14 protein-coding genes, 1 tRNA gene and 3 pseudogenes are annotated in these 19,199 nt (G+C 65.4%); 10 read left to right on the forward strand and 8 right to left on the reverse strand.

All coding sequences use genetic code 11. The annotated features are described in order from the left end of the window. The first annotated feature begins 70 nt into the window (after positions 1-70). Together CBI38_RS10545 and CBI38_RS10550 are read left to right on the forward strand one after the other, a co-directional pair. Positions 71-1,063: a phosphotriesterase family protein gene (locus CBI38_RS10545; protein ID WP_109328652.1), complete on the forward strand. Its 993-nt coding sequence runs from the start codon at positions 71-73 to the stop codon at positions 1,061-1,063. A 105-nt stretch (positions 1,064-1,168) separates the two neighbouring features. After that, positions 1,169-1,816 carry a TetR/AcrR family transcriptional regulator gene (locus CBI38_RS10550; protein ID WP_109328654.1) on the forward strand — a complete coding sequence of 216 codons (648 nt, stop codon included), beginning with the start codon at positions 1,169-1,171 and terminating at the stop codon, positions 1,814-1,816. Here CBI38_RS10550 and CBI38_RS10555 read toward each other — a convergent pair. Next, positions 1,810-2,439 carry a TetR/AcrR family transcriptional regulator gene (locus CBI38_RS10555; RefSeq protein WP_109328656.1) on the reverse strand — a complete coding sequence of 210 codons (630 nt, stop codon included), beginning with the start codon at positions 2,437-2,439 and terminating at the stop codon, positions 1,810-1,812. The two genes, CBI38_RS10550 and CBI38_RS10555, sit on opposite strands and share 7 nt — an antisense overlap. A gap of 193 nt (positions 2,440-2,632) precedes the next feature. On the opposite strand from CBI38_RS10555, the gene CBI38_RS10560 reads away from it, so the two are divergent. Beyond that, entirely contained in the window at positions 2,633-4,009 is a 1,377-nt protein-coding gene (locus tag CBI38_RS10560) for an MFS transporter (RefSeq protein WP_109328658.1), read from the forward strand. A gap of 70 nt (positions 4,010-4,079) precedes the next feature. On the opposite strand, the gene CBI38_RS10565 is transcribed toward CBI38_RS10560, so the two are convergent. The 3 genes from CBI38_RS10565 to CBI38_RS10575 form a co-directional block, all read right to left on the reverse strand. After that, positions 4,080-5,093: an NADP-dependent oxidoreductase gene (locus CBI38_RS10565; protein ID WP_109328660.1), complete on the reverse strand. Its 1,014-nt coding sequence runs from the start codon at positions 5,091-5,093 to the stop codon at positions 4,080-4,082. Beyond that, a complete protein-coding gene (locus CBI38_RS10570; protein WP_109328662.1) occupies positions 5,090-6,619 on the reverse strand; it encodes an AMP-binding protein in 1,530 nt (509 codons plus the stop codon). Before CBI38_RS10570 ends, CBI38_RS10565 begins: the two co-directional genes overlap by 4 nt. Positions 6,620-6,707: 88 nt before the next feature. Next, positions 6,708-7,187 (reverse strand): MaoC family dehydratase, encoded by a 480-nt coding sequence (locus CBI38_RS10575; RefSeq protein WP_109328664.1) that lies wholly within the window; start codon positions 7,185-7,187, stop codon positions 6,708-6,710. A gap of 152 nt (positions 7,188-7,339) precedes the next feature. Here CBI38_RS10575 and CBI38_RS40565 point away from each other — a divergent pair. The 6 genes and pseudogenes from CBI38_RS40565 to CBI38_RS10600 form a co-directional block, all read left to right on the forward strand. Beyond that, positions 7,340-7,417 (forward strand): annotated as a pseudogene (locus tag CBI38_RS40565) (dehydrogenase); the annotation flags it as partial. A 19-nt stretch (positions 7,418-7,436) separates the two neighbouring features. Further along, a pseudogene (locus CBI38_RS10580) lies at positions 7,437-8,628 on the forward strand (acyl-CoA dehydrogenase family protein). After that, positions 8,625-9,726, forward strand: a pseudogene (locus CBI38_RS10585) (acyl-CoA dehydrogenase family protein). Before CBI38_RS10580 ends, CBI38_RS10585 begins: the two co-directional pseudogenes overlap by 4 nt. Positions 9,727-9,761: 35 nt before the next feature. Then, positions 9,762-10,745: an NADPH:quinone oxidoreductase family protein gene (locus CBI38_RS10590; RefSeq protein WP_109328666.1), complete on the forward strand. Its 984-nt coding sequence runs from the start codon at positions 9,762-9,764 to the stop codon at positions 10,743-10,745. 11 nt (positions 10,746-10,756) lie between these two features. Then, positions 10,757-11,545 (forward strand): SDR family oxidoreductase, encoded by a 789-nt coding sequence (locus tag CBI38_RS10595; RefSeq protein WP_269467597.1) that lies wholly within the window; start codon positions 10,757-10,759, stop codon positions 11,543-11,545. 58 nt (positions 11,546-11,603) lie between these two features. Further along, positions 11,604-13,262: an AMP-binding protein gene (locus CBI38_RS10600; RefSeq protein ID WP_109328669.1), complete on the forward strand. Its 1,659-nt coding sequence runs from the start codon at positions 11,604-11,606 to the stop codon at positions 13,260-13,262. A gap of 91 nt (positions 13,263-13,353) precedes the next feature. Here CBI38_RS10600 and CBI38_RS10605 read toward each other — a convergent pair whose 3' ends face one another. Both CBI38_RS10605 and CBI38_RS10610 read right to left on the reverse strand, forming a co-directional pair. After that, positions 13,354-14,514 carry a N(5)-(carboxyethyl)ornithine synthase gene (locus tag CBI38_RS10605; protein ID WP_109328671.1) on the reverse strand — a complete coding sequence of 387 codons (1,161 nt, stop codon included), beginning with the start codon at positions 14,512-14,514 and terminating at the stop codon, positions 13,354-13,356. Positions 14,515-14,731: 217 nt separating this feature from the next. Beyond that, positions 14,732-14,807, reverse strand: a tRNA-Arg gene (locus CBI38_RS10610). 159 nt (positions 14,808-14,966) lie between these two features. Between CBI38_RS10610 and CBI38_RS10615 the strand changes: the two genes are divergently transcribed. Beyond that, positions 14,967-17,366 (forward strand): phosphoketolase family protein, encoded by a 2,400-nt coding sequence (locus CBI38_RS10615; RefSeq protein WP_162603206.1) that lies wholly within the window; start codon positions 14,967-14,969, stop codon positions 17,364-17,366. A 15-nt stretch (positions 17,367-17,381) separates the two neighbouring features. Here the strand turns inward: CBI38_RS10615 and CBI38_RS10620 are convergent, their stop codons facing one another. Both CBI38_RS10620 and CBI38_RS10625 read right to left on the reverse strand, forming a co-directional pair. Beyond that, positions 17,382-18,116 carry a DUF305 domain-containing protein gene (locus CBI38_RS10620; protein ID WP_109328675.1) on the reverse strand — a complete coding sequence of 245 codons (735 nt, stop codon included), beginning with the start codon at positions 18,114-18,116 and terminating at the stop codon, positions 17,382-17,384. After that, positions 18,109-19,011 carry a DUF3105 domain-containing protein gene (locus tag CBI38_RS10625; RefSeq protein WP_109328677.1) on the reverse strand — a complete coding sequence of 301 codons (903 nt, stop codon included), beginning with the start codon at positions 19,009-19,011 and terminating at the stop codon, positions 18,109-18,111. The genes CBI38_RS10620 and CBI38_RS10625 overlap by 8 nt, the downstream gene beginning before the upstream one ends. Positions 19,012-19,199: the final 188 nt, after the last annotated feature.

Below are 19,199 nucleotides of genomic sequence, written 5' to 3' on the forward strand. Positions count from 1 at the left end.
GGAGGCCGTGCCGGGTGTTGATTCGCCCGGTGATTCAGCCGAACACCGCCCAACCCGGAGGAGAGCGCCGATGACCCAGATCAACACCGTCCGTGGGCCTGTCGACAGCGCGGACCTCGGTCGTACGTACATGCACGAGCACGTGTTCGTGCTGACTGCCGATGTGCAGCAGAACTATCCGGATGAGTGGGGAAGTGAGGACGAGCGCGTTGCGGACGCGGTGGCGAAGCTTCGTGCGCTGACCCAGCAGGGAGTCCGGACCATCGTCGACCCCACTGTCGTCGGCCTCGGTCGGTACATACCGCGCATCCGTCGGGTGGCCGAACAGCTCCCGGACCTGAACATCGTTGCCGCAACCGGGTTGTACACGTACGACGACGTACCGTTCTTCTTCCATTATCGAGGTCCCGCACTCGACGCCATGGTGGGCGCCGAGGTTCCCGATCCGATGGTCGACATGTTCGTCAAGGACATCGAGGTGGGAATCGCCGACACCGGGGTCCGGGCGGGGTTGCTCAAGTGCGCTATCGATGAACCTGGATTGACGCCCGGCGTGGAGCGCGTGATGCGGGCGGTAGCGAAAGCCCATCGGCGTACGGGGGTGCCGATCACCGTACATACCCATCCGGGCAGCGCTGCCGGTGTGCACGTCAAGCGGGTCATGTGCGACGAGGAGGGGGTGCGGCCCGACCGGATCGTCCTCGGGCACAGTGGTGACACAACGGACGTCGAGCATTTGACGAGTCTGGCGGAGCAGGGGTTCATCCTGGGGATGGACCGGTTCGGTATCAATCTGGACACGACTTTCGAAGCGCGTGCGGACACGCTCGTGGAGATGTGCCGCCGCGGGTTCGCCGGACAGATGGTGTTGTCCCAGGATGCATCGTGTTACATCGACTGGATCGATCCGAATCTGATGGCGGCGCTCCCGCAGTGGCACTACCTTCACATCGAGAACGACGTGCTGCCGTACGTCCGCGAACGTGGTGTCACCGAGAACATGATTTCCGAGATGCTGGTGGAGGTTCCGCGACGATATTTCGAGAACGCATCTGCGTATTGAGCGGATTTACTTGAAACTGAGGCCGGATTCAAGTAATACTCGAGTATGGAGAACTCGGATGGTGGGGGATTGCTTCCCGAACGGGGGGAGGAAGGTCCGCCCTCGATGGCGAACGCCACCCTCCTTCGGGAGCCGCCAGTTACCGCCCGAGGAGTCCGTACTCGGAATCGGCTGATTGCCGCTGCCCGGGTTGTGTTCGAGCGCGAGGGCTATCTCGATGCCCGACTCGTCGACATCACCAAGGAGGCTGGGCTCTCCACGGGCTCCTTCTACACCTATTTCGCCAGCAAGGAGCAGGTTTTTGCCGCCGTCGTCGAGGTGACCCAAAATGACCTGCTCCACCCCGGCATGGGACGAGTGGCCGACGAAGGCGATGTGCATGCGATCGTCGAGGCGAGCATCCGCGCGTATCTGCACGCGTGCCGCAGAAATGCGCGGCTGCTGGCGGTGCTGGAGCAGGTGGCGCACGTCGACCCCGAGTTCCGGGAACTCGAACGCCGTCGCGACGACATCTTCTTCCGACGCAACGCCCGGGCGATCGCGGACCTGCAGGATCGCGGCCTCGCAGATGCGGTACTGGATCCGATGCTCACGTCCAAGGCGCTCTCTGCCATGGTCGGCAGGATGGCGTACAGCTATTTCGTCGGACCGCTGAGCGAACGGAAATCTCTGTCGTTCGATCAGTTGGCGACCGGCCTGGCGCGGATGTGGACGAATGCCCTGCGCGTGCCGGATTCTGTCCGAGGTCAGTAGCCGGGCGCGCGCAGGATTCGCAGGACGAGGTCGGCGTTGATGTCGCCCAGCTCTTCGGGGGCGAATTCGCCGTCGGGGTCATACCACCGACAGATGTCGATGGCGAGCGACATGATGGCGAGCACCGCGACTCGGGGATCCGGGATCAGGAAGACGCCCTCGTCGATTCCCCTGCACACCTCGCGCATTGCCGCGACACGGATCTGCAGGCGTGTCTGCGCCACGACCTCACGGTGTTCGGCGCTGAGGTGGCGGCTCTCGTACTGCGCGATGCGGGCTTTCCGAAAGTTCGTGGCGTGCAACATGCTGAAGTCCCGTACCAATGCGCGAACCCGGTCGACCGGGTCGGTGAACGGTGCGACCGCGTCGAGCGCCTGAGTCAGTGCCCGCTCATGGGCGCGGGACACGAGCCGGAACAGCAGTTCTTCCTTGGAGGGAAAGTGTACGTACATCGCTGCGGGACTCAGTCCTGCCACTGCGGAGATGTCTCGGGTGGTGGTGGCCTCGAACCCCTTGTCGGAGAACAACATCGTAGCTGCGGCAAGTAAGCGCTCCTCGGAGGACGACAGATCGTGAATGGGTTGACCACCGGGAGCTGGGGTTTCGTTCTGTAGATCTGTCATCCGCAGTCCTTACCGGTGCGGCGGGCCGGGAGCGCCCACCGCACATATATGTCGAAAGCATCGCCTCGAGTGATTGACATCACACGACAAGTGAAACACACTAAGCAAGCGCTCACTGACTTGAAGTTGGCGTCATGTTCTAAAACTTCATTTCTAGCCACACCCCCACAGACCTATCTCGAGGAGTGATTGGATGACTACATCCGCGGTGCAGCCGAGTAAGGACGCAACCGGCGACACGGCCGTCCACCGGAAGCGGGCACACCGGAAGCTGCTGGCGGCAGGTCTCGTCGGCAGTTCCATCGAGTGGTACGACTTCTTCCTCTACGGAACCGCTGCGGCTCTTGTCTTTCCGCAAGTCTTTTTTCCCGACTCATCGGCGCTGATGGGCACTCTGCTCTCGTTCAGCACGTTCTGGGCGGGATTCGTCGCCCGGCCTCTCGGTGGACTGGTCGCCGGCCACTTCGGCGACAAATACGGGCGCAAACCCGCGGTGGTGACCTGCCTGCTCTTCATGGGCCTCGCCACCTTCCTCATCGGATGCCTCCCGGGTGCGTCGACGATCGGAGTGGCTGCACCGATTCTGCTGGTGGTGCTGCGCTTCATCCAGGGCATCGCGTGCGGCGGTCAGTGGGGTGGGATCGTCCTTCTGCTGACCGAATCGGCGAGTCCCAAACGCAGAGGGTTTTCCGGCACCTTCGGTCAGATGGGTGTCTCGTTCGGTGTGCTGCTCGGCAACCTCGTGTTCCTGGGCGCCACCGCCGCCATCTCGAACGAGGCGTTCCTCAGCTGGGGTTGGCGTATCCCCTTCTTTGCCAGTGCATTGCTGTTCCCCGTCGTGCTCTACATCCAGACGAAGGTCGAGGACACACCGGAGTTCCGCGAGCTGCAGGAAGAGACACAGAAGGGTAAGGAAACGGTAGTCCGGGCACCGCTCACCCAGGCGATCAAAGACCACTGGCGCAAGATTCTGCTGGGGTGCGGTCTTCTCGCGGCCACCAACTCGTTGTTCTACATCTCGATCGCCGGCGTGCTCAGTTACGGCACTGCCGAACTGGGCATGAAGCGCAACGATCTGCTGGCGATCTCGCTGCTCAGTGCAGGCCTCACCGTCGGTGTGGTGTTGTGGTCGGGGCACGTGTCCGACAAGATCGGTCGTCGGCCGATGATCCTGTTCGGCGCCGGAATGATCGTGCTCTGGGCCTTCCCGTACTTCTGGCTGATCAACACGAAAAACCTGATGTTGTTCTTCATCGCCGTCACCGTCGGAAGTGTGTTCCAGTCCATGACCTACGGTCCGATCGCGGCCTACATGGGCGAGCTGTTCGCACCCAACGTGCGCTATTCGGCAGCCTCCCTGGCCTACCAACTGGCTGCGATCACGGTCAGCGGTGGCACTCCCTTCATCATGACCGCGCTGATTGCCAAAACCGGCACCACCACGCTCGTCGCCGTATTCGTCGCCTTGATGGGGCTGGTCACATTCCTTTGCGCGTGGCGGCTCCACGAGACCAACCCGGCGGAAGTCCGTAACGACCCGAACGCTGTTCCCGGAGCTCAGTTCTACTAGTACGGCATCAAGGCCGAAAAGAATGCCCACCGCCGAACGGCGGTGGGCATTCCTTTCGTGGCAGGGGTGTTCAGTTGTCGCTGATCTTCAGTACCAGCTTGCCCGTGTTTGCGCCGTCGAACAGCATGGTCAGCGTGCGGCCGAAAGCTTCGACACCGCCGGTTTCCACCTGCTCGCGGGTCACGATGTCACCGTTGCGAATCCACTCCGACATCGCCTCCATGCCCTCCTGGAACCGATCGAGATAATCGAAGACGATGAATCCGGTCATCGACGCCCGGTTGACCAGTAGCGACAGGTACCGAGACGGGCCGGGTTGTGGATCGGTGGCGTTGTATCCGGAGATCGCACCGCACAACGCGACCCGCGCATTCCTGCGCAGACGCCCCAGTGCGGCGTCGAGAATGTCACCGCCGACATTGTCGAAGTAGATGTCGATGCCGTCGGGTGCGGCCGCCCGCAGCGCGCGGCCCACCGGCCCGGCCTTGTAGTCGATCGCCGCATCGAAACCGAGCTCATCGGTGAGCCACGCGCACTTCTCGCGGCCACCGGCAATGCCGATCACCGTTGCACCGTTCAGTTTGGCGATCTGGCCGGCGATGCTTCCTACCGCTCCCGCCGCTCCCGAGATGAGCACGACGTCGCCCTTCTCGAGCTTGCCGACATCGGTGAGGCCGAAATACGCGGTCATCCCGGGGAATCCGAGCGCACCGAGCCACGTGGGCGCGGGTGCGAGTGTCTCGTCCACGACAAGAGCGCCCCGGCCGTCGGACACCGCGAACTCCTGAATTCCGAACTGTCCGGAAACGATTGCCCCTTCCGGGAACGCCGGATTCTTGGACGCCACGACGCGGCCCACGGCATGCGCGCGCATCACCTCACCGATCTGAACGGGCGGCACGTACGACTTCACGTCGTCGAGCCAGCCACGCATGGCGGGATCGAGCGAGGCATAGTCGACCTGCACGGTGAACTCACCGTCCGATGGTGTGGGAATCGGTTCGGAGACGATCTCCCAGGTGGAGTCGTCGGGCCGGCCGATCGGGCGTTTCGCCAGTCGAACCTGTCTGTTGACGGATGTCACGGTGTCACCTTTCGAGGTACCTCAACGGTCAATGGGTCAGTTCTCAGCGCGGCCTTGTCGATCGACCGCTTGAGGATCTTTCCGGTCGAGCCCTTGGTAAGGGCGTCGACGATCGAGATGATGCGGGGAATTTTGTACGCGGACAGCCGCTCCCGAGTCCACCGCGTGAGCTCGGCGCCGTCCAGTTCTGATCCAGGCAGGAGAGCGACTACCGCGGCCACCTCTTCTCCGTAGTGGTCGTCGGGAACGCCCACGACCGCGGCCTCGACGACGTCGGGGTGCGTGTACAGCACCTCCTCGATCTCACTGGGATACACGTTGTAGCCGCCGCGAATGATGAGGTCCTTGACCCGGTCGACGATGCGGAGGTCTCCGTCCGAGTCGACACAGCCGAGATCGCCCGTGCGGAACCAGCCGTCCGGTGACAACACGCCTGCGGTGTCGACGGGCCTGCGCCAGTACCCCTTCATCACCGTGGGACCTTTCACGAAGACTTCACCGACGGTGCCGGGTGTGCACTGGTTCCCGTCGTGGTCCCGGACCTCGACCTCCATACGGGGAACAGCGCGTCCCGTGTAGCCGATCTTGCCACCGCGATCGATGTCGTTGAAGGTGCCGAACGCGGTCGTCTCGGTGAGCCCGTACCCCTCGAGGATGGTGCACCCGAAGCGCGTTTCGAATACGCGGGCCACCTCTCCGGGCAGCGAGGCGCCGCCAGAGATAGCGATCCGAAGCTGAGCGAAATCCTCCGGGTCGGCGTCGCCGGCCGCGTGGAGCATCGCATTCCACATCGTCGGGACACCGGCCATGATGGTCAGGCGGTCGCGGCGCAGCATCGCCAGCATCGCGGACGGGTCGAACCGCGCCAGCAACGACAAGGAGCCGCCACCGGTGAATGTCGCCATCATGACCGAGGCCTGTCCGAAGACGTGGAAGAGCGGAAGCCCCGTCCCTGTGCGGTCCTCGCTCGAGCCGCGACTGCACTCGGCGCCGATCTGCCCGCCCGACAGTAGGTTTCCCACGGTCAGTTCCGCACCCTTGGGCCGCCCGGTCGTTCCGGACGTATAGAGAATGGCTGCGGTGTCCTCGCCGTCCCGATCGACGATGGACTTCGGGAGCCCGTCCGAGACAATTATTTCCGGTGACAACGTCCAGACCGGGACGTCGAGCGCTGCTGCCGCCTGGCTCATCGCGGGCCCCAGTTCGTTCCAGAGGATCGCCAGCGACACACCGGCGTCGCTCAGGACGTACTCGGTTTCCGGCCGAGTGGACATCGTGTTCACCGGGACCACCACGGCCCCGGCCGCCTGAATCGCCAGGTATGCCACCACGAACTCGGGCACGGACGGGGCGGCGAGGAGCACGCGATCGCCGGGCGAGATATCCCATTCGCGAAGCGCGCCCGCGTAGGTCGTGCTCGCGATCTGAAGCTGTCGATAGGTCAGGGTGCTGTCTGCACCCCGCAGAGCAATGTTGTCGGGGGTGGTGTCCGCGTGGAAGCACACGGGGTCGATCACGTTTGCCATGTACGTCAGCCTCCGAGTCGAGCTTCGATCAAGGGATCACGCGCGAGTACGTGCCGCCGCAGGGTCGGCGGCACGTACAGACCGAGGCCTAACCGCCTTCGACGACCCGGGCGACCGACTCCGACACGACCACCGGCTTGTCGGAGCCTTCCCGTTCGACCACCTGAGTCATCGTCACCTGGATGCCGCCGCCGACCTGTTCGGCGGCCGTCACGGTCGCCCGCATCCGGATCCGCGAACCGACGGGAACGGGGGCGGGAAACCGGACTTTGTTGTATCCGTAGTTGAGGCTGTGCGCGAAACCGTCGAATCGCAGCAGGGTCGCGGAGAGGGCAGGTCCGAGGGACAGGCTGTAGAGACCGTGCGCGATCGTTCCGCCGAGCGGACTCGATGCGGCGCGTTCGGGGTCGACGTGAATCCATTGATGGTCACCGGTGGCGTCGGCGAACGCGTTGACCCGTTCCTGGGTGACCTCGTGCCACTCGGTGGGGCCCAATTCTCTCCCGATCAGAGCGGTGAGCTCGTCGTAGCTAACCGGGCGGACGGGCAGTTGAGTCGTGTCGGTCATCGGTCTCCCTCGATCGCGGATGGTGGGTGTCGGTCATGTCTGAGGCGAACTGCCTTGCGGTTTCGCTGCACAGCCACTTGAACTTGACGACGGATTCAACTATACAAAAGAGAGACGCGAGTCACAATGTACGGCGAAGGAGAGGAAGCCTCGTGAAGGTTGCACAGAAGGTCGCCATCGTGACCGGCGGTGGAAACGGGATCGGCGGAGCGATCGCCGAACGTCTCGCCACGAACTGAGGCGGAGATCATGACCACTGACGAACAGACGATCGCGCGAGAACTGACCGAACGGGTCACGGCGCTGCTCGAGCAGAACGACACCTCGAATCCGACGCAGTTCCTCGGCGCGCGGTTCGACGCCGGCCTCGCGTGGGTTCACTTCGCGCCCGGACGTGGCGGGCTCGGTCTGCCGCAGAGCTTCCAGGCCCAGGTCGACGCGCAGCTGGAAGCGGCGGGCGCGCCGGCACCGGCGAAGGGCCGCAACGGCATCGGCCTGGGGATGGCCGCGCCCACCATCGCGGCCTTCGGGACCGACGAACAGCAGCGAAAATATCTGCGTCCGATTTTTACCAGCGAGCACATCTGGTGCCAGTTGTTCAGTGAGCCGGGGGCGGGTTCCGACCTCGCTGCGGTGGCGACGCGTGCGGTCCGTGACGGCGACAACTGGATCGTCAACGGCCAGAAGGTGTGGACGTCGGGCGCGCAGAATGCGCAGCGGGCCATCCTCGTGGCCCGCACCGATCCTGCCGTGCCTAAACATGCGGGTCTCACCTACTTTCTCTGTGACATGAGCGATCCCGGCGTCGACGTTCGCCCCCTGCGCCAGATCACCGGCGAGGCCGAGTTCAACGAGGTGTTCCTCACCGACGTGCGAATTCCCGACGCCGATCGGCTCGGGGGCGAGGGGCAAGGCTGGCGGGTGGCAACCGCGACCCTCAACAACGAACGCGTTGCGATCGGCGGGTCGGCCGCAGCACGCGAAAGCGGCATGATCGGCCCCGTGGCCGCGGCCTGGCGAGAACGTCCCGAACTGCGGGACCCGGCAATGCACGACGAACTTCTCCGGTTGTGGGTCGAAGCCGAAGTCGCCCGGCTGACCGGTGAACGGCTACGGCAGCAACTCGCGGCCGGGCAACCCGGCCCCGAGGGGTCCGGACTGAAGCTCGCCTTCGCCCAGCTCGCACAGACCATCTCCGGATTCGACATCGAGCTGCACGGCGAGGCGGGTTTGCGCTACGACGACTGGACCATGCGCAGGCCCGACAAGGTGGACTTCACCGGACGTGAACCCGGATACCGCTACCTGCGCGCGAAAGGTAATTCGATCGAGGGCGGCACGTCGGAAATCCTGCGGAACGTTATCGCAGAACGTGTTCTCGGGCTGCCCCCCCGAGCATCGCGTCGACAAGGACATCGCCTGGAAGGACCTGCCCCGATGAGCACCGCAGATCTGCTGTACACCGACACCGAAGACGCCCTCCGCGACAGTGTCCGGCGGCTGCTCGCCGACCGTTGCCCGCACGAGCTCGTCATGAGCGCCTACGACTCGTCGCCCGGTGACTTCTCCGCCGCCTGGAAGTCGCTCGCCGTCGAACTCGGACTGTCCGGTCTCCTCGTCCCCGAATCGATCGGCGGGGCAGGGGCGGGCGCAAGGGAAGCCGCCGTGGTCATGGAAGAGATCGGACGTGCCGTGGCGCCCGTCCCGTATCTCTCCAGCGCTGTACTCGCGACGGTCGCGCTGGTGAAGGCGGGAGACACGACCATCGTCCGGGATCTCGCCGAAGGCGCCACCACCGGTGCCCTCACGATCGGCCTGGCCACGCCGCCCGACCGCTTCAGCGCGACCGTCCGACTGGGCGCCGACGGGTTGACCGGCCGCGTCACCAGTGTTGCGGGCGCCGCGGAAGCCGAACTTCTGGTCGTTCCGGTGCAGGGGCCTGACGGGCTCGAGCTTCACACTGTGCGCACGGACAGCGCCGGCGTCACCGTGACCCCGATTCTCGCGCTGGACATGACGCGTCCCCCTGGCCGATGTCGACTTCACCGCTGTGTCGTCGACTCGGGTCGACGACGGTGCGGCAGTAGAGGCCATTCGCGGCGCTCTCCTCTGCGGTGCTGCGCTCCTCGCCTCCGAACAACTCGGAGTGGCACAGTGGTGCTTCGACACCACGCTCGCCTACGTCAAGGAGCGCAAGCAGTTCGGGCGTGCCGTCGGCTCGTACCAGGCGCTGAAGCATCGTCTTGCCGACCTGTGGCTGGAGATCACCTCCGCCGCTGCGGCTGCTCGTTACGCGGCTGACACCGCTGCTCGCGGCGACGGGGACGCCGAGATCGCGGCGGCGATCGCGCAGGCGTATTGCAGTGGTGTCGCCGTTCATGCCGCCGAAGAATGCGTCCAACTGCACGGTGGACTCGGCATGACCTGGGAATACCCCGCGCACCTCTATCTGAAGAGGGCGAAAAGCGATCAGCTCGCCTTCGGCACGGCCTACCGTCACCGAGCGCGTCTCGCCGAATTGATCGATCTGCCCGCGTAACCCGGGCACCACCACCTACAGTCAGGAAGAAAACGATGAAGGCATGGCGTGTCCACGAACTCGGCGAGCCGCGTACCGCGCTGCAACTCGAGGAGGTCCCGGACCCAGTGGCAGGTCCCGGCCAGGTGCTGGTCAGGGTGCTCGCCGCACCGGCGAACTTCCCCGATGTGCTCCTGTGCCGAGGGGAGTACCAGATCACGCCGCCGCTGCCCTTCACCCCGGGGGTCGAACTGTGCGGCGAGGTGGTTGCCGTCGGAGACGGTGTCACGCGGTTCACGCCGGGCGACCGGGTGATCGGTAATCCGAACCTGCCCGGCGGCGGGTTCGCTCAGCTCGCGGTTCTCGACGAGGCGAACACCTTCACCGCACCGGCCGCCCTCGACGACGCCGAAGCGGCGGCGCTGAGTATCGGATACCAGACGAGCTGGTTCGCCCTCCATCGTCGGACGCATCTCGAGGCGGGCGAGACTCTGCTCGTGCACGCCGCGGCCGGCGGAGTAGGCAGTGCCGCAGTGCAATTGGGGAAGGCGGCCGGGGCGAAGGTCATCGGTGTGGTCGGCGGCGCCGACAAGGCGGAGTATTGTCGCCGGCTCGGGGCCGACCTGGTGATCGATCGCCGCACCGAGGATTTCGTCCCACTCGTCAAGGAGTTCACCGGTGGACGCGGAGCCGACGTCGTCTACGACCCGGTCGGTGGAGATGCCTACGCCAAGTCCACCAAGTGCATCGCTTTCGAGGGACGCATCCTGATCATCGGCTTCGCGGGCGGCACCATCCCGACTCCGGGACTCAACCACGCGCTGATCAAGAATTACTCGATCATCGGACTGCACTGGGGCCTGTACAAGCAGTACAACCAGCAGGCCATCGCCGACTGCCACGAGGAGCTGACCCGGCTCGCCGCGTCCGGCGCGATCCGCCCCCTCATCAGTGAGCGGCTCTCGCTCGCCGACGTCGCCGACGGACTCGGTCGGCTCGGTGAGGGCAGCACCGTCGGTCGGCTCGTCTTTCAACCGTGAAAGGAATGCTCGTGGATGCTCATTCGCTGTTCGATGTCGCCGGAAAGACTGTAGTCGTCACGGGAGGTTCGCGCGGTATCGGCCGGATGATCGCCGAAGGATTCGTCCGGGCGGGAGCGCGGGTCCTCGTGTCGTCCCGTAAAGCCGACGACTGCGCCGAGACGGCGTCCGAGCTGTCCGCGCTCGGGCCGGGGTCCTGTCAAGCCCATCCCGCCGATCTGTCCACTCCGGACGGCATCGACAGCCTCGCCGCCCACGTCGAGGAGGTAGCCCCGCGACTCGACGCTCTGGTCAACAATGCCGGCGCGACGTGGGGCGCACCGGTCGACGAGTTTCCCGAGGCCGCGTTCGACAAGATCTTCGACATCAACGTCAAGAGTGTGTTCTCGCTGACGCAGAAACTACTGCCCAGACTGCGGGCCGCGGCCACCGGGGATCAACCCGCCCGGATCATCAACATCGGTTCGATCGACGGCCTGGTCGTGTCGAGCAGCGACAACTTTTCGTACGGAGCGAGTAAAGCTGCCGTGCACATGCTCACGCGGAAGCTCGCGGCCACACTGGCCGGCGAGAACATCACCGTCAATGCGATTGCGCCCGGACCATTTCCGACGAAGATGATTGCCCACCTCCTCGGCGATACGGCGCGCCGGGAACTCGTCGAGAGCGCCGTTCCACTCGGCCGGGTCGGCTGTGCCGAGGACATCGCGGGCACCGCGATATTCCTGTCCTCGCGGGCGGGCGCATACCTGACGGGCACCGTCATCCCCGTCGACGGGGGACTGTCGGGCACACGTTGACGCCGGCGGGCATACAGAATTACGAATTCGGACGAGATCGAGAGGCGGTACGGCGGCGATGAGCTGGTACGACGACAGGCCCTGGATGGACCGGTACGAGGAGAGGGTTCGACGCGTGGGAGATATCCCCGCCCGTACCGCGCTCGACATGTTCGAGTCGGCGGTCGTCACCGCCGGAGACGGCCCGGCGGTGCGTTACCTCGGCGGCACGCTCGGCTACCGGGAAGTCGACCAACTCACCGACGGTATCGCCGCGTACCTGCTCGAGAACGGGTTTCAGCGGGGCGACCGGCTCGCGATCTACCTGCAGAACATTCCGCAGTTCGTCCTCGCGTTGATCGGAACGTGGAAGGCCGGCGGTGTCGTCGTTCCTCTCAACCCGATGTACCGGGACGAGCTCGCACACATCCTCACCGACGCGGGGGTCACCGCGATCGTGTGCAGCGAGAGCGCGTGGGCAGACCGGGTGGGTTCGCGCGCGTCGGAAGCGGGCGTGCGGATCGCGCTCACCTCGAGCGAACTCGACATCCAGACTTCTGACGACGAGCGCTTGTTCCGGACGGTAACCCGTGCCCGCAGTGAGAACGTGCCCGACCTCCTCGAGGTGGCACGGGTGCGGGCCGGAGCGACGGTGCCTGATCCCGGGCTGACACCCGAAGACATTGCCCTGGTGTCCTACACGTCCGGAACCAGCGGCGTACCCAAGGGTGCCACCAACACCCACCGCAACCTGACGGTGAACAGCGCAATTCTGCGACTGTACGAGGACAAACCGGCCGGCGCGCCGATCTTCGCCCTGGCACCGCTCTTCCACATCACGGGAATGGTGTGCCAGCTCCTCACAGCGATCGACCTGGCGTCGCCGCTGATCCTGGTGTACCGCTTCGAACCGGGGGTCGTCCTCGATGCCCTCGAACGTGAGCGGCCGATCTTCATGGTGGGTCCGTCCACCGCGTACATGGCGTTGATGGCGCACCCCGACTTCTCCGGGGAACGCTTCGCCTCCCTCGAGGCCGTCATGTCCGGCGGCGCCCCACTGCCTCCCGCCATCGTCGAGCGCTTCCGCGAGCTCACCGGCAAATACATTCGCAACGGTTACGGGCTCACCGAAACGAGCGCACCCTGCGTCGTCGTCCCGCCCAACCTGGAAGCACCGGTCGATCCGGCATCGGGAACGCTGGCGATCGGCCTGCCCCTGCCCTGCGCAGTGGTCCGGATCATCGGCGAAGACGGAAAAGACCTGGAGCCACTCGAGGTCGGCGAAATTGCCGTCGACGGACCGATGGTGGTACCCGCCTACTGGAACAAGCCGGACGCCACGGCGCAGGCACTGCCGGGTGGCCGTCTCCTCACCGGCGATGTCGGCTTCATGGACGCCGAGGGCTGGGTGTACGTGGTGGACCGCAAGAAGGACATGATCAACGCGTCCGGGTTCAAGGTGTGGCCGCGGGAGGTCGAGGACGTTCTCTACCAGCATCCGGCGGTGCGCGAAGCCGCAGTCGTCGGTGAACCGGACAGCTATCGCGGTGAAACCGTCGCCGCCTTCGTCAGCCTGCGGCCGGGTACGACGGTGGAGACGGCCGACCTCGTCGAGTACTGCCGGGAGCGGCTGGCCACCTACAAGGCCCCGCGGCGGGTGGAAATCGTCGACGAACTGCCGAAGACGGCGAGCGGGAAGATCCTCCGCCGCGAGATGCGTCGCCGCGCGCCTGCCTGACCTGTGCCGATCCGCCCTGCCCTGCACCCTTCCGCGCGAACGGGACGCTCGTTGCGTCAGATCGAACGAGCGTCCCGTTCGTTCGCGGCGCTCAGGTAAGGACCGCGTGCGGGTAGTCGGCCGCACGGTCCTGGAACGACAGGATCTTGGGGTTCTGCACCACTCCGTCGCGGATCTCGATCGCCCGCCGGATCGTCTCGCTGGTGTCCCAGGCCGCGGGTCCACCGAGAACGGTGCGCAGATGGGGGAGCAGCGCCTCGCTGATCTCCCAGGTTGCGGAGTTCCACAAATGTGACGGGCTGTGGTCGACACCGTAGTAGCGGACGTTCTCGCCGATCATGAACGTCGGGTCCGCGAAGGAGGTTGGACGCGCCCAGGCAAAGCCCATCCCTTCGTCGCAGGACACGTCGACGACGAGGCAACCAGGCAGGAGGGTGTCGATGTCCTCGTCGACGAGGAAGGTCAGCGGCGCCTCGGTGTCCTGCAGAACACAGTTGACGATGATGTCGTGACGGGCCAGGAAACCCGCCAGCGGCAGCCGGCCGTCGTCCGTCGTGACGTGGCTTCGACGTGGGTCGGCGCCGTCGTGGTCGAACTGGACGATCTCCGCCGAGTGGATGGGCGAGCTGACGGCGGTCACGCCACGCTGCGTGACGACATGAACGTCATGGATTCCCAGAGCATTCAGCGCGGTGACGGCCCCGCGGGCGGTGGCCCCGAAACCGAGCACGACCGCGCGGAGTCGACGGCCGTAATCACCCGTCGACCCGGCGATCGACAGGGCGTGCAATACGGACGAGTAGCCGGCGAGCTCGTTGTTCTTGTGGAAGACATGCAGCTGGAACGACCCTTCGGCACTCCAGTGATTCATGGCTTCGAAGGCGACGAGGGTGAGGCGACGATCGATGGCCACCTGGGTGAGCTCGGTGTCCTGCACGCAGTGCGGCCACCCCCAGAGGATCTGTCCGTCGCGCAGATCCTCGAGATCCTTCGCGAGAGGCTTCGGGAGCAGTACGACGTCGGATTGCGCGATCAGCTCGCTCCGTGTGCGCATTCCCGCGACCGAGCGGGCCAGTTGCTCGTCGGACACACCGAACGGCTCGCCGTAACCGTGCTCGAGGTGGATACGGCCCAGCAGGTCGGCGTCGATGCGGTCGAAGTGCAGGGGGTGAATCGGAAGTCGGCGTTCGTCGGCCTTGCTCGAGCGCGCGATCACGCCGAGGGTGAGCGGATGTGGGTGGGGCTGGTGCACGGAGTGTCCCTCGGTTGACGCAAATGGAGAAAAGGATGGCGGAAAGGTGAAGCCGCGAAACCCACAGCGAAGGTGCGAGGGAGCTCAGCGTTCGAATCGATGTACGCGGCCGGGGCCGACGCTGCAGCTCTCGCAGAATGCCCGGGGAGATCACCCGGGGGAGGACTGGTAGCACCAGGAAGAAATGTGCACCGCGAGATGCGGCGCAGTGTTCTCGTGGTGCCCCCGGCAGGATTCGAACCTGCGACCTTTCGCTCCGGAGGCGAACGCTCTATCCCCTGAGCTACGGGGGCGCACCGGAAACCGGTGTGCCGATTGGGCGCGCCAATCGTAGCGCATCGATGGGGGGAAGAACCAAATCGGTCCCCGACTTCGGCCCACAACTCCCGCACGGTCGACCGAATCCGCCTAGTGTCGAAAGGACGCCTGCGCACATCACGGGAGGGTCGAGGATGACCGATCGGCAGCATGTCCATTCGGAAAACTCGAACGCGGAGTATCCGGAGCGCGAACTCGAGTTGGATCTCCGCTGGTGGTCGGCGGCCAACTATCTCACCGTCGCGCAGATCTATTTGCAGGACAATGTGCTTCTGCGTGAGCCGCTGCTTCGGGAGCACATCAAGCCCCGGCTCCTCGGGCACTGGGGGACCAGTCCCGGTTTGTCGATGATCTACGCGCTTCTCAACAGGTTGATCCGGCGTACAGACGCGGACTGCCTGTACGTGACGGGGCCTGGTCACGGCGGACCCGCCCTCGTCGCTGCCACGTATTTGGAGGGGACGTACTCGGAGGTGTATCCCGCGGTCTCCGGTGATGCTGCCGGACTCCGGCACTTGTGCCGGCAATTCTCGACACCGGGAGGTATCCCGAGTCATGTCAGCGTGCAGACGCCGGGCAGTATCCACGAAGGCGGTGAGCTGGGATATGCACTGGCGCACGCCGCGGGTGCGGCATTCGACCACCCGAACCTGTTGGTGGCGTGTGTGATCGGAGACGGTGAGGCGGAGACGGGGCCGCTGTCCGCTTCGTGGAAGCTCCCCGCCTTCCTCAACCCGGAACGGGACGGTGCCGTGTTACCGATCCTGCACGTCAATGGGGCCAAAATTGCCGGACCCACCGTCTACGGGCGCAGTACCGACACGGACATCGAACGCTTCCTCAGTGGCCAGGGATGGGCGCCGACCGTGGTCGAGGGCGACGACCCGGCCGTGGTTTTCCGCACACTCGACCGGGCGCTGGTCGACGCGCACGACCGGATAACCGAGATCCGCCAGGAGGCGCGGGCGGGTCGCCGGCATCCTGTGAAATGGCCGGCGATCGTGCTCCGCACTCCGAAGGGCTGGACCGGCCCCCACCGTGTCGATGGTGTCCTCGTCGAGGGAACACACCGTTCCCATCAAGTTCCGCTGTCGGGCGTCCGCACCAACGACGAGCATCGGCGTCAGCTCGAGGAATGGATGCGGTCCTACTCCCCGGAGACCCTGTTCGATCCTCAGGGTGCATTGGTGCCCGAACTCGCTCAGCTGGCGCCGCGGGGCGACAAACGAATGGGTTCTTCTCCCTATGCCAACGGCGGGCGTCTACGCGTCGATCTTCCGATACCACCACTGCACAAGTACGCGTTGACCATCGAAAGGCCGGGGGCCACGCTGCACGAGACCACCCGCGTCCTCGGCGAACTGTTACGGGACGTCTACGCGGCGACCACCACACCGGACGGCGGCGGATACTTTCGGCTGTTCTGCCCGGACGAGACGGCCAGCAATCGGTTGGGCGCCGTGTTCGAGAGCACTGATCGATGCTGGCAGCTACCCGTCGCCGACTACGACGACCACATGTCCGCGGGCGGACGGGTGATGGAGGTGCTCAGCGAGCACCTGTGCGAGGGGTGGCTCGAGGGGTACCTGCTGTCCGGGCGGCACGGGCTCTTTGCCAGCTACGAGGCCTTCGCGATGGTCAGTGTGTCGATGCTCGTTCAGCACGCGAAGTGGCTGCAACACGCGGTGGACCTGCCGTGGCGATCGCCGGTGGCCTCGCTCAACGTGCTGTTGACCAGCACCTGCTGGCGCAACGACCACAACGGTTTCAGCCACCAGGGGCCCGGGATGATCGACGCCGTCATTCCCCTCGCCCCGGATGTCGTTCGGGTGTGGCTTCCCCCCGACTCGAACACGCTGCTCTCGATTGCCGACCACTGTCTCCGCAGCACCGACCACGTCAACGTCATCGTGGTGGACAAGCAACCGCACCTCCAATACTTGACGCTCGAGGAAGCGAACGCGCACTGCGCGGCCGGGGCGTCGGTCTGGGCGTGGGCGGGTACCGAGGCAGCCGCCGATACCGTGGACATCGTGCTTGCCGCGGCGGGTGACGTTCCTACGCAAGAAATTCTCGCGGCAGCCCAGCTGTTGCGTGAGCACACACCCGACCTCGTCACCCGTGTGGTCAACGTGGTCGATCTGATGGCGTTGCTGACGCCCACGGAGCACCCGCACGGTTTCGACGACCGCACATTCACCGACCTCTTCACCGCTGATACCGACGTGGTGTTCGCGTTCCACGGCTATTCACGCGCGGTCCACGAGTTACTGCACGGTCGGCCGCAACCCGAACGCTTTCATGTTCGCGGCTTCAGCGAGCAGGGCACCACGACCACCCCGTTCGACATGGTGGTGCTGAACAGGATGAGCCGCTACCACCTCGCGCTCGAGGCGCTGCGCCGTGTAGAGGCCGAACCCGTCGGGGCCACCGAGCTCGCCGATTTCTGCCTCACCCAGCTCGAGCGGCACGGCGAGTACGTGGTCGAGCACTTCGAGGACCTGCCGGAGGTACGCGACTGGACCTGGTCCTGAGGGGCGGCGAGGCCGTCAGTTCATCGGGAGCGGAGCGGCGCCGCGTTCGGTGAGCATGTCGGTGAGCAACCTCGACTCGCCCTGCTGGGTCTCGACCATGGTCTGTGCGAGCCCGCGGACGGCGGGCTCGGAGGCCCGTTGCGCGGCGTATTCCATCATGGGCAGTCCACCCTGGTGATGTCGCAACATCAACTGGAGGTATTCGACGTCGACCGCGGTCCCCGTGGCCTGTCGCAGCCTGGCCATGTCCTCGGACGACGCCATTCCCGGCATCGTCGGCATCGACCCAGTATGTGCGTTCTCGCCGGAGGAATGATCGTGTCCGCCGTCGTGCTCCGACGCCATCCAGCCCATGTAGCCGCCGGACGGGAGGGACGGCTGATCCCAGATCGAGAGCCATCCTTGCATCTGGCCGAGCTGGTTCTGCTGGGTGGTCAGAATGTCGTAGGCGAGAGTCCGGACGGTGGGATCACTCGTGTTCCGGATGGCGATCGCCGACATCTCCACCGCCTGACTGTGGTGCACGCTCATGTCCTGGGCGAATCCCACATCGACGGATCCCGCCTGGGGAACCGCAGAGTTGTTGTCCTGCAGTGGAAGTCGCGCCAGGAATCCGAGGGCGAAACCGAGTGCGACGGCGCCGATCACTCCGATCACCAAGAGCGCGGCGCGCTGACTCGGCCTGGAGTGGGCCGGCTCGGCCCCGGACCCGACTCCGGATCCGGGTGCGGAGTCGGCCGATTCAGCCATTACCGCCCTCGGCGGGCGCCTGCTGCAGGTCGGAGGGCAGCTGCAAATCGCTCGGCAACTGGGCTCCCGCCCCGCCGGTCTCGGACTGGTCCGGCGCGATGCCGCCACCGTCCATCGGCACTGCGTCGGTGCCGGGTGCGCTCGGATCGAAGGGGGGCGGGTTGTCCGGGTCGAAACCGGAGCCGGGGATGGTCGAGCAGCTGGCACCGACCTCCGGGTAGGTGTTCTTGTTGATACGCAGGGCCGTGATGAACTGATCGATCCGCTCGTCGTCGGCGCTGTCGAGCTTCAGCTGGTGGCCCCACGACTGCAGAGAGATCGGACTGTCGAGCCCCGGGTACGGCGACATCAGGGTGTAGCTCTGGCCGTCCACCTTGTCCTGCAGTGTGTCGACCTGCTCCGCAGACAGCGTGTCGGGGTTGTAGGCGACCCACACGGCGCCGTGCTCGAGAGAGTGCACTGCGTTCTCGGTGCGGATCGCATTGGCGTACACGGTGCCGGTGCACGTCGCCCAGATGGCGTCGTGCGGGCCGCCGAACGGAGGTGACTGGTCGTAGGCGACGCGCTGCGTCGGCTGGATGTGGATGCCGGCCGGGTAGTCGATCTTCAGCACGCCGTCGATGTTGACCGAAGGGTCGGGATTTTCGGCACTGGGTGCGTACCGCTGGGCCTCCTCCTTCGCCTGATACTTGGGCACCAGGTTGACCGCGAGGATCGCGACGAGCGCGAGGACCGCCGCCGACGCACCGATCGTCAGCCACGGAATGTGCCGGGGCGCGGAGACGCCGCCCTTGGCTTTCGCGCCGCCACTCTTTCTCTTGGCGGCCTTGATGGCCTTGGCCGACTTGGCACCGGAGTTCTTACCGGGACCGCGACTATCCGAACCGCTTGGCATCGATTGTGATCTTTCGGTGTGTGGGTTACGGGCGCTCTACCCCGGTTCGCCCGAGGCTGAGACCGGGACTCAGGGCGACCCCACTCTACTTACCCACCCTGAGCGCAAGCTGGGAGAGTGGCATCCGCCACGCCGGTCGGGGCCTATCCGGCCGTCTGTGGGACTCCGGGCCAGGCGGGTCACCGCCC

It is taken from the genome of Rhodococcus oxybenzonivorans, assembly GCF_003130705.1.
GTDB lineage: Bacteria > Actinomycetota > Actinomycetes > Mycobacteriales > Mycobacteriaceae > Rhodococcus_F > Rhodococcus_F oxybenzonivorans.